Annotated in this window: 10 protein-coding genes; 5 read left to right on the top strand and 5 right to left on the bottom strand. The window is 68.0% G+C overall.

Annotated elements, in window-relative coordinates:
- Window positions 1–29 precede the first annotated feature (29 nt).
- Window positions 30–971, bottom strand: a complete 942-nt coding sequence (locus ACEOAB_RS14780; protein WP_056590454.1) for a LysR substrate-binding domain-containing protein — start codon at window positions 969–971, stop codon at window positions 30–32.
- A 108-nt stretch (window positions 972–1,079) separates the two neighbouring features.
- Between ACEOAB_RS14780 and ACEOAB_RS14775 the strand changes: the two genes are divergently transcribed.
- Together ACEOAB_RS14775 and ACEOAB_RS14770 are read left to right on the top strand one after the other, a co-directional pair.
- Window positions 1,080–1,820: an FMN-dependent NADH-azoreductase gene (locus ACEOAB_RS14775; RefSeq protein ID WP_495653815.1), complete on the top strand. Its 741-nt coding sequence runs from the start codon at window positions 1,080–1,082 to the stop codon at window positions 1,818–1,820.
- A 133-nt stretch (window positions 1,821–1,953) separates the two neighbouring features.
- Complete coding sequence (locus ACEOAB_RS14770) at window positions 1,954–4,731, top strand: sensor domain-containing diguanylate cyclase (RefSeq protein WP_413749988.1); 2,778 nt, start codon at window positions 1,954–1,956, stop codon at window positions 4,729–4,731.
- A 26-nt stretch (window positions 4,732–4,757) separates the two neighbouring features.
- On the opposite strand, the gene ACEOAB_RS14765 is transcribed toward ACEOAB_RS14770, so the two are convergent.
- Window positions 4,758–5,948 (bottom strand): MFS transporter, encoded by a 1,191-nt coding sequence (locus tag ACEOAB_RS14765; RefSeq protein WP_413749987.1) that lies wholly within the window; start codon window positions 5,946–5,948, stop codon window positions 4,758–4,760.
- Window positions 5,949–6,039: 91 nt separating this feature from the next.
- Between ACEOAB_RS14765 and ACEOAB_RS14760 the strand changes: the two genes are divergently transcribed.
- On the top strand, window positions 6,040–7,002 hold the full coding sequence (locus ACEOAB_RS14760) for a LysR family transcriptional regulator (RefSeq protein ID WP_413749986.1): 963 nt from the start codon (window positions 6,040–6,042) through the stop codon (window positions 7,000–7,002).
- On the opposite strand, the gene ACEOAB_RS14755 is transcribed toward ACEOAB_RS14760, so the two are convergent.
- A complete protein-coding gene (locus ACEOAB_RS14755) occupies window positions 6,951–7,721 on the bottom strand; it encodes a fumarylacetoacetate hydrolase family protein (protein ID WP_413749985.1) in 771 nt (256 codons plus the stop codon). The two genes, ACEOAB_RS14760 and ACEOAB_RS14755, sit on opposite strands and share 52 nt — an antisense overlap.
- A 310-nt stretch (window positions 7,722–8,031) precedes the next feature.
- Window positions 8,032–10,599 carry a type II secretion system secretin GspD gene (gspD, locus tag ACEOAB_RS14750; RefSeq protein WP_495653814.1) on the bottom strand — a complete coding sequence of 856 codons (2,568 nt, stop codon included), beginning with the start codon at window positions 10,597–10,599 and terminating at the stop codon, window positions 8,032–8,034.
- Window positions 10,600–10,963: 364 nt separating this feature from the next.
- Here gspD and ACEOAB_RS14745 point away from each other — a divergent pair, with 364 nt between their 5' ends.
- A complete protein-coding gene (locus ACEOAB_RS14745) occupies window positions 10,964–11,092 on the top strand; it encodes a hypothetical protein (protein ID WP_413749983.1) in 129 nt (42 codons plus the stop codon).
- Window positions 11,089–11,625 (top strand): methylated-DNA--[protein]-cysteine S-methyltransferase, encoded by a 537-nt coding sequence (locus ACEOAB_RS14740; RefSeq protein WP_413749982.1) that lies wholly within the window; start codon window positions 11,089–11,091, stop codon window positions 11,623–11,625. Before ACEOAB_RS14745 ends, ACEOAB_RS14740 begins: the two co-directional genes overlap by 4 nt.
- Before the next feature lie 17 nt (window positions 11,626–11,642).
- Here ACEOAB_RS14740 and ACEOAB_RS14735 read toward each other — a convergent pair whose 3' ends face one another.
- Window positions 11,643–12,866 (bottom strand): MFS transporter, encoded by a 1,224-nt coding sequence (locus tag ACEOAB_RS14735; protein WP_495653813.1) that lies wholly within the window; start codon window positions 12,864–12,866, stop codon window positions 11,643–11,645.
- Between the last annotated feature and the right edge of the window lie 53 nt (window positions 12,867–12,919).

Genomic DNA, 12,919 nt, shown 5'->3' with positions numbered 1-12,919 from the left:
AGCCTGCAAGTTCTGCGTCCAGCTTGTCCTCAGCCTCGCGATTGCGGCTCCGGTGCGGCCTGCGACGCGATCCATTCCCACACTGCCCGCACGGCCGGCTCGTTCTCGCTGCCGCGTGCGACCGCCAGAAAGTAGCTGCCGGTGTCGAGCGCAGGACCGAAGGGCTGCACCAGCGCGCCGCTGCGCAGCTCTTCGGCCGACAGCGTGAGGCTCAGCAGCGCCACGCCATGTCCTGCGAGCGCGGCCAGCGTCGCGTGTGTCTCGTCGGAGAACGACAGGCCCGAGGCCTTCATCGCGCGCCCCCTCGGCGGCGCGATGCCGGCTTCGCGAAACCAGCGCGTCCACACGGCAGGTGCGAGCGCCTGCGGCTGCCAGTCGCAATGGATCAGCTGGTGCCTCGGCAGGTCTGCGGCGCGCTTGAGGCCCAGCATCGGGCTGCACAAAGGCGCATAGCGCTCGGGCATCAGCTCGCGCGACACCAGCCCCGGCCAGTTGCCGTGGCCCGAGCGAACAGCGATGTCGGCGTCGCCGCGCGCCAGGTCGACCAAGGTGTCGCTCGCATGCAGCCGCAGCTCGACTCCGGGGCAGGCCCTGCGGAACGCCTCCATGCGCGGCAGCACCCAGCGCGCGGCGAATGCGGTGTTGGTGGTAAGGGTGACGGCCTGCGACGCGGCCGGGCGGCGCAGCTTGTCGACGCCGGCTTCGAGCATGTCGAAGCCCATGCGCAGGTCGGCGAACAGCCGCTGGCCCGCTGGCGTCAGCGCGAGCTGCCGCGTGAGCCGGCGGAACAGCGGCTGGCCCAGCGTGTCTTCGAGCGCACGCACCTGGTGGCTGATGGCCGACGGCGTGACCGACAGTTCGAGCGCCGCGCGCTGAAAGCTCAGGTGCGCGGCCGCAGCCTCGAAGGCGCGAAGTGACAGCAGGGGAGGCAGCCGCCGGAGAGGGCGGATGGATGAGCCAATCTCGTTCATGTGTGGAGAAATCGTCGTTTGTGATGAGTGGCTCGTGAACCTAGATTCAAGGCCTGCGCACCATTCCGGCCGCGCGGGACGAAAGATACCAATTCATCCATCAAGACCATGACCATGAACCTCCTCCACATCGACGCCAGCGCCCGACCGGGCCGTTCCGACACCGACCTCCACGGCTCGCACACGCGCCGCCTCTCGGCGCGTTTCGTCGAGCGCTGGCGCAAGGCGCGGCCCGCCGACCGCATCGACTACCTCGACGTGGGCCGGCAGCCACCCGCGCACGTCGACGGCCGCTGGATCCACGCGGCCTTCACGCCGCCGGCCGCGCGCGAGCCATGGATGGCCGAGGCGCTCGCCGAGAGCGACCGGCTCGTCGACCAGCTCGTTGCCGCCGACGTGGTCGTGATCGGCCTGCCCATCTACAACTTCCGCGTGCCCGCGCAGTTCAAGGCCTGGATCGACAACATCGTGCGCGTGGGCCGCACCTTCGGCTTCGACCGTTCGCGCGGCGCGGTGCCGTACTGGCCACTGCTGGCGGACGCGGGCAAGCGCGTGGTGCTGCTGGGCGCGCGCGGCGACCATGGCTACGACGCGGGCGGCCGCGTCGCGCACCTCAACCACACTGAGAGCAGCGTGCGTTCGGCGCTCGGGTATATCGGCATCACCGAAGTGTTCGAGGCGGCGGTGGAGTCCGACGAATTCGGCGGCGAGCAGCTTGCGGATTCGATGCGGCGCGCGGAGCAGCGCGCGGACAGCCTCGTCGATGCACTGATCGCCCCGCGTGCGCGTGCGCGGTCGGGGGCTACAGATGTTTGCCAGGCAGACCGGTCCTTGTCCGAACAAAAGTAAGGCAAAGGTGATCATTTTTCCCGAGTCATGGAGCGGTTCGCCGCGCCCTGCATCCAAGCCCTTTGCCGGTGCGTGGATCGCACCGATACTGTCCGGAAATTCCCTCCGGCAACGTACCGGTCCGAACAGTTCAATGACTCAAACAGGTTTCTCGAAATTCCGGTTCGGTTTGCACACACGCCTGAGCCTCGGCGTGATGGCGGTGGTCCTGACGGCCACCTTCGCGATTGCCACCTTCGCTCTGCACTTCGTCAAGAGCAACATGCGAGCCTCGATCGAGGCCGAGCAGCTCTCCCGCGTGGCCGCCATCGCCGACTCCATCGACCAGAAATTCGGCAGCCGGCTGATCCTGCTGCAGACCTTCGGCGATAGCGTGGAAGCGCAGGACTTCCAGGACACCGTGCCGCTGCAGGCCTTCCTCGAAAGGCACGCCTCGCTGCGTCAGGCCTTCGACAACGTCGCCTTCCTCGACATGGACGGCAACCTCGTGGCCAACCTCAACGGTGCGAACCGCATCGGTACCGTGAACGTGAAGGATCGGCCCTATTTCCAGCGAACGGTTGCGTCCCGGGCCGGTCTCGTATCCGAGCCGTACCGCAACCGGCTCAACGGGCTGGCACAGGTGGCCATCACCGCGCCGGTGCTCGACAACGCGGGACAGGTGAGGTTCGTGATCTCGGGTGCCATCAACCTGAAGGATCGCAACATCCTGGGTGCGCTCGCCGACATCAAGTTCGGCAAGACCGGCTATCTGTTCGTGACGACCGCGGATGGCATCGTGGTCGACCATCCGGACACCTCGCGCATCCTGAACCACATTCAGGCGAACGGCGGCGGCGACCCCGAGGTCCTTCGCGCGCTGGCCGGCTTCCAGGGCTCGAGCGAGGGCGTCAACAAAGCCGGCGTGCGTGGCCTCTATGCCTTCGACCGCGCCGAGCAGGCGAACTGGATCGTCGGTGCCATGTACCCGCGCAGCGAGGCCTTCGCGGGCATCAATGCCATCGAACGCGGTGCGTGGTTCGGGGCACTGGCGCTGGCGCTGACCGCGGGCGCGCTGGCCCTGGCAGTGGTGCGCCGGCAGCTGAAGCCGCTGTCCGAACTGCACCAGCACATGCAATCCACCCAGGAGGCGTCTACCGGGACCGCGGCGGCGCGCACCTACGCCTTCGACGAGATCGGCGATCTCTCGCGCACCTTCGACGAACTGATGGCGCAGCGGCGCGCCATCGAGCTCAGCCTTGCGCACAGCGAGGCTCAGGTACGCATCATTGCCGACAACATCCCGGCGATGGTGTCGCACGTCGATGCGTCGATGCGCTACACCTTCGTCAATGCGCACGTGCGGGCCCTGCACAAGGACAAGACGCTGGTGGGCCGCCTGATGCCGGAAGTGCGCGGCCCCGCGGATTTCGCGCTGGTGGAGCCGAGCTTCCGGCGCGCGCTGGCCGGCGAGACCGTGATCCTCGAGAAGTCCGGCGACCCGGCGCTGGGCATTGGCGGTCGCACGTTCAAGGCCCACTACATTCCCGACATCGATGCCGACGGCGTGGTCCGCGGCGTGTTCTCGATGACCTTCGACATCACCGAGGACGTGAACATCCGTCGGGCCCTGACCGAGCAGGAAAAGCGGCTGCGCGACGTGACCGACAACATCCCGGCGCTGGTCGGCTATTTCGACCGTGAGCAGAACTGCCTGTTCGCCAACGTCAGGGCACGCCAGACGGCGGGGCTGGACCAGAGCGCTTCGCTGAAGGGCACGACCCTGCGCTCGGCTCTCGGCAAGGCGGTGCATGCGCAGCTCAAGCCCTACCTGCCCGTGGTGTTCTCGGGCAAGAAGGTGCGTTTCCCGGTTCGCGCTCCGATGCATGGCAGGGAGGGGTACTTCCAGGCCAACCTGATGCCGGACAAGAACCTGCGCGGCGAGGTCGTCGGCTTCTACCTCATGTCCTTCAACATCACGGCGCTGAAGCAGGCGGAGCTGCGCCTGGCCGAGAGCGAACTGCGCCTGCGCGCCATCACCGACAACATGCCGGCGCTGATCACCTACATCGACCGCGACGAGAAAATCACCTTCGCCAATGCCACCAGCCGCGAATGGCTCGGGCTCGACCCGGCCGAGGTGCTGGGGCGCCAGGTGCAGGACGTGCTGGGCCGCGAGGTGTACGAGTCGCGCCAGCCGATGCTCGCGCGGGCGCTGGGCGGGGAGCGGGCGGAGTTCGAGGCCCGCATGCAGCGCCAGGGCTTCGATCGCATCACGCAGGTCACCTACGTGCCCGATGTACGCGAAGACGGCATGACGCACGGCATTTTCTCGCTGGCGCACGACATCACGGCACTGAAGGTGGTGGAGCACAAGCTCATCGAGCTGGCGCGGCTCGACACGCTCACCGGCCTGCCCAACCGGCTGGCGTTCAACGAGTACCTGCCCGGGGCGGTGCTGCGCGGGCGGCTCGCGGGCAATGCGATGGCGCTGATGTTCCTCGACATCGACCATTTCAAGGCCATCAACGACACGATGGGCCATGCGGTGGGCGATGCGGTGCTCACCGAATATGCGCGGCGGCTTCTGGGTTGCGTGCGCGGCACCGACATGGTGGCCCGGCTGGCGGGCGACGAGTTCGTGCTCGTGCTCGAAGGCCTGACCGCACCGGACACCGCGGCCACTGTTGCAGCAAAGATCGTGGAGCGCATCCACACGCCGCCTTTCACGGTGGACGGCCGGCGCATCAAGGTGACGACCAGCGTCGGCATCGCGTTTCACCGTGCGGCCGATTCCTCCGTCACCGCAGAGGAGTTGCTGGCGCGGGCCGATACGGCGCTCTACAACGCCAAGGCGGCGGGGCGCGACCGGTTCGAGTTCTTCATGCCTGTTGAGGGCGCGCGCAGCGATCTGATCACGCGGCAGCACTGAATTCGGCGGCTGCGACCGCCGGTGAATCAAACCCGCGCCGAAGCGCTGTCCCCCAGCACATTGCGCGGTTCGCGCCGGTCGAGCGAGCGGCTCCACAGCGCGATCATCAGGCCCACCAGCGTGAGCAGCGCCGCCGTCCAGCCCAGCGCGCGCAATCCCGGCCCATGGTCGATGACCACGCCACCGACCCAGGCGCCGAGCGCGTTGCCGAGGTTGAAGGCAGCGATGTTCAGGCTCGACGCGAGGTTCTGGCCCGCGCCCGAGGCCTTCTCCAGCACCCGCAACTGCATCGGCGCCACGGTGGCGAACGAAGCCACGCCGAGCAGGCCGACGAACACCACCGCCGTGAACGGCGTGCCGATGGTGAACTGCATCGCACCCAGCACGACGGCCAGCGCAGCCAGCGTACCGAGCACGGCGGCCATCGGCGCGCGGTCGGCCAGCTTGCCGCCCAGGATATTGCCGACGGCCAGCCCGCCGCCAAACACAAGCAGGATCGGCGACACGGCCGACTCCGACAGGCCGGTGATCTGCGTGAGCAAGGGCTGGATGTAGGTGAACACCACGAACACGCCGGCAAAGCCGAGCACCGTCATCGCCAGGCCGAGCAGCACCTGCGGGCGCGCCAGCACGGCCAGTTCTTCACGCAGCGGCGCGGACCCGGTCTTGCCCTTCACGCGCGGCACGAACACCGCAAGTACCGTGAAGGCCAGCACGCCGATCAGCGTCACAGCCCAGAAGGCCGAGCGCCAGCCGAACTCCAGGCCCAGCCACGCACCGGCCGGCACGCCCAGCAGCGTGGCGGCGGTCAGGCCGGTGAACATGATCGCGATGGCCGAGGCGCGCCGTTCGGGCGCCACCAGGCCAGTGGCCACCACCGAGCCGACGCCGAAGAAGGTACCGTGCGCCAGCGAGGTGATGACGCGCGCGGCCATCAGCATCTCGTAGTTGGGCGCCACGGCGCAGGCGAGATTGCCGAGCGTGAAGATTCCCATGAGCGCGAGCAGCACGGTCTTGCGCGGCAGCTTGCGGGTGGCGATGGTGAGCACCGGCGCGCCGACCGCGACCCCGAGCGCGTAGCCCGAGATCAGCAGGCCGGCGGCCGTGATGGAGACGTGAAGATCCGTCGAGACCTGCATCAGCAGGCCCATGATGACGAACTCGGTGGTGCCTATACCGAAGGCACCGGCGGTGAGGGCGATTAGAGCGATTGGCATGATGCCCTGTACTGTGCGGACGAAAGTCACCGATGACTAGAATGCCGCTGGTACACATACTTGTGACTTGAATTCATAGATCGGAGGGGCCATGCCGCGTATCGACGTCAACCGTTCCGGCGAGATGGAAGCCTTCGTGCAGGTGGTCGAGTCCGGCGGGTTCTCGGCGGCGGCGCGCCTGCTGGGCATGACGCCTTCGGCCGTGAGCAAGCTCGTGGCACGGCTCGAATTGCGCCTGGGCATCCAGCTCGTGCACCGTTCCACGCGCAAGCTGCAACTCACGCCCGAAGGCACGGAGTTCTACGAACGCAGCCTGCGCGTGCTGGCCGACATTGACGAGGCCGAGCGCTGCGCGGCGGCCGGTGCGGCGGCGCGCGGGCGCGTGAGCATCAATGCCAGCGTCTCGTTCGGGCACCACAAGCTGGTGCCATTGGTGCCGCGCCTGCTCGAACAGCATCCGCAGATCACGCTCGACATTGCGCTGACCGACCGCATCGTCGACTTGATGGATGAGCGCGCGGACATCGCCATCCGCTGGGGCCAATTGCCGTCGTCCGATCTCGTGGCGCGTCGGCTCGGTGGGACCAGCCAGTCCATCGTCGCCGCGCCAGACTACCTCGCGAAGTACGGCACGCCGCGCACGCCGCAGGAGCTGGAGGCGCACAACCGACTGGGCTGGAGCTACCGGCGCAGTTCGCCCGACTGGCCGCTGCGTGTCGACGGCCGCATGGTGTGGCTGCCCGTGGCCGGTCCGGTGCGCGCGGGCGATGGCGAAACGCTGCGCCGGCTGGCCATCGCGGGGGCTGGCGTGGCGCGGCTGTCGCTGTATCACATCCAGCACGACATCGACGCCGGTCGGCTCGTGCCGTTGCTCGAAGAGTTCAACCCGGGAGAGGTGGAGCCGATCCACGCGGTCTACATCGGCAAGGCCGGCACGCTGCCCGCGCGGGTTCGGGCGGTGCTCGACTTTCTGGTGGCGTGCTCGGGGGTGGGCGGCGAGCGCTACACGATCAAGCGGACGGCGCCTATGCCGGCAAACTCCACCGTCACCTGATCGCCGCGCCGGCAGGGCACGATGCCGACCCACGAGCCGGTGGTGACCACCGTGCCCGCGGGAACGGTCTGGCCGTGGCGGGTCAGGTGGCGCAGCCAGATCGGCAGCAGCCATGCGGGGTCGGCCAGCGGATGTGTGCCTTCGCGCACCACGGTCTCTGCGTTGCCGACCTTCGTTTCGCAGCGCTGCGAGGCCCAGTCGACGGCGGCGTAGGGCGTCCATTCGCCGAGCGCGAGTGCACCGTGCACCTGCGAATCGGCAAGGCGCAGCAGGGCGGGTGTGGCGGCGAGGTCTTGCCAGCGAGAGTCGACGATTTCGACCGACACGGTCATGGCGTCGATGAGCGATGCGGTGTTGTCGTGATCGAGCTGCGCGGCCTGTGCCGGCGTAACCTCCTGTCCGAGCCGCAAGGCGATCTCGGCCTCGATGCCGGGCGCGTGGAACACGAGGTCGCTGAAGTTCGCCGGGCTCTGGCGCACACCGGCGGGAGGCAGTGGCGCATGTGTGAGCGTCGCGCTGCGCGAACCGCCGCCCGACTTCCACACGCCGGGCACGGGCTGAGCGTCGAACCAGCCGAGCGCGGCCGCGACGGCGTCCTGCACTTCATAGGCCTGGACGTCAGTTTCGAGCGCGTCGGTCCAGAGCGTGGCATCGAGGGTGCGGTTGCCGCGGCGCGCGGCCACGAGTGCGTCGGTGAGAGCGGTCTGGGATGGGGTCATGTTCTGGATCTTCTCAGTTTCTGTTGGGCACGTTGTTGTTCGGGGTGCGTGCACAGGCCACCGGGTACTCCCCTCCGCGAATGTCCCCCGGCCTGCGGCCTCCTCCTTTATTTCGCTGCGGGGAGTACCCGATGTCCTGTGCACGAGGGACGCTGTCGTAGTGCCGGCCGATCAACGACGGCTCTGATCGATCACGCCGGCGGGGTGCCTTGCGCAGCGAAATAAAGGAGGAGGCCGAAGGCCGGGGGACATTCGCGGAGCAAGGTACCCCGTCGGCGGGATCGCACCCCGAGCGACCTCAAGCAGTCCCTCAGCTTCCCGCAGGCAGAGCGAGCTTCCGCGTATCGGCCGGCGGCGGCGAAATAGGCTGCGTGCCCTCCATGCGGGTGCTGCCGCTGCCGCGGTTGTTCGAGCGCTGCAGTGCGGAGTCGGGCAGTACCGGCGCGGCGTTCACCCCACGCAGCATGACGTTGTCGGTGTTCGGCTGCGTCTGCAGCTGCTGGCCGCGGATCTCGTCGTAGCGGTCGTAGGCGAAGGCCTCGGACGAAGCGCCGTCGCGCATCACCGCGGGGCGCAGGAACATCATGAGGTTGCTCTTGCTGCGCGTGCGGTTCTCGTTCTTGAACAGGTTGCCGAGCACCGGGATGTCGCCGGCCAGCGGCACCTTCTCGATGTTGTTGTTGTAGGTGTCCGACAGCAGGCCGCCCAGCATGACCAGGCCCCCGTCTTCCACCAGCACGCTGGACTCGATCGAGCGCTTGTTGGTGGTCGGGCCGTTGGGGTTGCTCAGCGAGTTCTGGTCGACGGTCGAGGTCTCCTGGAAGATCGTCATCCGCACCGTGCCGTTCTCGTTGATGGTCGGGCGCACGCGCAGGGTGAGGCCGACGTCCTTGCGCTCGACGGTGGTGAACGGGTTCACGCCCACCGAGCCCGAGGTGCTGGCATACGAGCCGGTGGGGAAGGGCACGTTCTGGCCGATGATGATCTTGGCCTCTTCGTTGTCCAGCGTCAGCAGGTTGGGCGTGGAGAGCACGTTGGCGTCGCCGTCGCTGTTGAAGAAGTTCGCGATCGCGCCCAGGATGTACTGGCCGCCGATCTTGCCGGCGATGCCGAGGTTCAGCCCCGGCTGGATCGACGTTGCCAGGCCGGCGGCATTGCGGGTGGCCAGCGCCTGGGTCAGCGCCAGGATGTTCGTCTTGTTCAGGCTGGAATTGGTGCCGATGACCGCGTTGTTGCCCAGTGCGCTCTGCCACTGCACGCCGAAGTTCGCGGCCTTGTTGGCGCTGACCTCGACGATCAGCGCCTCGATCATGACCTGGGCGCGGCGCCCGTCGAGCCGGTCGATCACCGCGCGCATCTGGCGGTATTGCGGCTCGGGTGCCGTGATGATCAGCGAGTTGGTCGACGGGTCGGCCTGGATCTGTCCGCCGGTGGAGGGCTGGTTGGCGTTGTTGAGCGGGGCGTTGGCCGCGGCCGAACCGCCGCCCTGGTTGTTGTTCAGGTTCACCTGCATGGCCTGCGGCGCGCTTTGTTGCGGCACGGCACCGCCGCCTGCGCCCGGCGTGATGCTCTGCTGGTTCGCCGCCATCGCGGCGCGCAGCGTGGCCGCCAGCCGCACCGCATCGGCGTTCTTCAGGTAGACCACGTAGATGTTGCCGGCCGCGCCGTTGCTGCTCTCTGCGGGCATGCGGTCGAGCTTCTCGACCAGCGTGCGCACCAGTTGTGCCCGTGCAGGATTGGCCGCGCGCAGGATCAGTGAGTTGCTGCGCGGATCAGCCTGCAGCGTGGTGTGGAACGACGTGTCGGCCACGCCCGGTGCGGCGGCGCCCGCAGCACCCGAGCCGCCGCCGTCGACGAGACGGGTGATCAGCGGCAGCATGTCGGTGGCGATCGAGTGCTTGAGCTGGATGATCTCGATGTCAGACGCGTTTGGCACGTCCAGCGACGCGATGATGCGCGCCAGCCGGCGCATGTTGTCGGCGTAGTCGGTGATCACGAGCGAGTTGTTGCCCGGGTTCACGTTGATGGTGTTGTTCGGTGCAATCAGCGGGCGCAACACCGGCAGCAGGTTGTTCGGTGACTCGTGGTTGAGCCGGAAGATCTGCGTGACGATCTGGTTGCCGCCGCTCGACGCGGTGGCGCTGATGGAGGTGTTGACGGTGCCGCTCTGCAGCTTGGCGCTGGCCTCGGGCACCACCTTGTAGAGGCCGTCGGCTTCTACCAACGCGAAGCCCCGCAGCCGCAGCGCCGCGGCAAACTGGTCTAAGGCGGCGGCCGGCTGGATCGCACGGTCGGTGACCAGGTTCATCGTGCCCTTGACGCGCGGGTCGACCACCACGTCGCGGCCCGTGACCACCGCCATGGTGCGGGCCACGGCCTCGATGTCGGCATTGGCGAAGTTCAGCGTGATCGGCCCGCCGCGAACAGGCGCCGTCGCGGCGTCTGCCGGTGCGGATGGCTCCGGCGACCGTGTCTCGGCAACGGTCTGCAGCGTGACCCGCAGCGAATTGCCTCGTATCTCTGCCTTGTACGGCGTCGGCTGCCTGAGATTCAATACCACCCGGCTGCGCTCGCCTGCCTGAACCACATTGATCGAGCGCAGGTTGGGTTGATTCACTTCGATGGCTGCGCGTCCGACATCGTTTGCGACCCCGGGGAAGTCCAGCGCGATGCGCGCGGGGTTTTGGACGGAAAACCCGCTGGGCACGGCGGCGAGTGATTGCGCCAGATCGATCTGGATCACCTCGACGCCCTGTTGGATGGAGCCTGCGACCGCCTTGATCGCATTTTGCGCACAGGCGGCGCCGAACGCGCCGGCCGCGAGCAGGCTTAAGCACACGGCGCGAACGCTGCGCGCAATGACGATCGACCTCCTCATGCGCCAGCGCCGAGACAACCTGTGGTTATCCTGCAATCGAGAAGGGAGGAATCATCGTGGCACGCACCAGGCGCGCGGGAAAAAGGAGCATGAGATACAGCATCAACGGCGGTTTAAATTTGGATGTCGATCACACGCCGCTGCGGCTTTGTCGACCCTGAGAGTCGCATTCCGCATTCACTGCCCGTCTCGCCCACAAAAGATGCGGATCTTCCGGCGACGAGGGCACATGTGTCATTTAGTAACATTGAGTGCCGATTGTCCACCGAAACGTGCACTTTGCGCCACCCATGAGAAATGGAATTCTGAAACTCAGCTTTCGGGGTAATTGCCGAGGGCACAGAATGGCAGACCGCCCGCCCTCATGTTGATGACGCTCACTTCCTTCGCCCCCGTACTGCCCACGCTGCGGCTCGCGTTCGCGCTGTCGATGGGCGCGGCAGTGTCGCTCGGCATCGCCCGCATTGCATATGCGCTGCAGGAGGCGTCATGACCGGGTTTGCCTTGTTCGAAACTTCCATCGGCATGTGCGCCTTGGCCTGGGGGCCGCGCGGACTGGTCGGCGTGCAACTGCCCGCCGACAAGGGCGAGGCAGCCACGCGGGCGCGGATGAAGCAACGCTTCCCGGAACTGAGCGAAAGCCCGCCGAGCGAGGCAGCGCAACGCGCCATCACCGCCATCCAGGGCCTGCTGCAGGGCGTACACGACGACCTGGGCCACATCGAACTCGACATGCGCGGCGTGTCGGAGTTTCACCAGCGCATCTACGCGATCGCGCGGCGCATTCCACCTGGGCAGACGCGCACCTATGGCGAGATCGCCGAGGAGCTGGGCGACAAGGGCCTGTCGCGCGCCGTGGGCCAGGCCATGGGCCACAACCCGTTCGCGCCCGTGGTGCCTTGCCATCGGGTTCTGGCGGCGGGCAACAAGCCCGGCGGCTTCTCGGCCGGCGGTGGCGCGCTGACCAAGCTGCGCATGCTCGACATCGAGGATGCGCGGCCTAACGGGATGGCTTCGCTTTTTTAGCGGCGCTTCCCGGCGGCTCAGGTGACCGGCACCGGCAACCGGTGCAGCCCCGCGATGCGCGATGCGAAGATGATCGCCGCCTGCAGCACGAACCCTGCGAGCGCCAGCAGCAGGCAGGCCGGCTCGCCCCAAGCGGCCCCGACCACGCCGCCCAGCGCTGCGCCGATGGGCCGCGCCCCCGCGTTGATCGTGAGGAACACGGCCGACACCCGGCCCAGCATCGTCGCTGCCGTCACGCTCTGGCGCAGCGTGGTCGTGGTAATGACCCACACCATCGGACCCGCGCCGAACAGAAAGAACGAGAGCGCGGCCAGCGCGGCGGTCGGCACGACGAGCGTGGCCGCCATCGTCGCCGCTGCAACAACCGCGACCGCGGGCCCGACCTGGATCGCGCGGCCGAACGCCAGACGCGCCACTGCGCGCGGCGTCAGCAGCGCGCCGACGACCATGCCCGCGCCGTACATCGCCAGCGTGAAGCCGACCGCCTGCGCGCCCAGGCCAAGCACCCGCACCGCATAGGGCACGTAACCGGCCTGCAGCACGAACCACGAGATGTTGAAGACCGCGCCGGTCATCAGCATCGGGCGCAGCATCTCGTGCCGCCAGACGAAGCGCGCGCCGTCGCGCACCTCGAGCAGCGGATGCCGTCCGGAGGCGGGCGCGCGCGGCACCTCGCCCAATCGCAGCAGCAGGCCCACGGCCGCCACTGACAGCACCGCAGCCAAAACGAACGCGGCAGGCGCACCGGCCCACGCCACCAGTGCGCCCGCGAGCGCGGGGCCGGCGGTGAATGCTGCGCTGCGCGCCAGTTCGAGCCGTCCGTTGGCCACGGCCAGCGCCTCACGCGGCACGAGTGCCGGCACCAGCGCGGGCGCCGCGACGCTGAAGCCCACGGTGCCGACAGCGCCCAGGAAACCAAGCGCGGCCAGCCAGCCGATGCTGAGCTTCGACGCGAACACCATCGCCAGCAGCACGAGCAGCGATATCGCCCGCAGCCCCTCGGCCCAGACCATTAGCCGCCGGCGCGACATACGGTCCGCGAGCAGGCCCATGGGCATCGAGACCAGCAGGAAGGGCAGCGTCTGCACCGCCGCGAGAAAGCCGATTTCGCCCGGCCCTGCGCCAAGCGCCAGCACGGCTACCAGCGGCACGGCCGCAAGGCTCAGCTGCTCGGCGGACTGCGCGGCAAGGTTGGACCAGGCCAGGTTCTGGAAGGAGCGGGGGAGGAATGTAGGGGGCATGCACGCATCTTGCGAGCAGCGAGCTCGTGGCGCCGGCCGTTTCCGGACGCACG

Source organism: Variovorax sp. Varisp53 (assembly GCF_059491555.1).
Note: the sequence above shows the minus strand (reverse complement) of the source record. Positions and strands in the feature narration are given on the sequence as shown.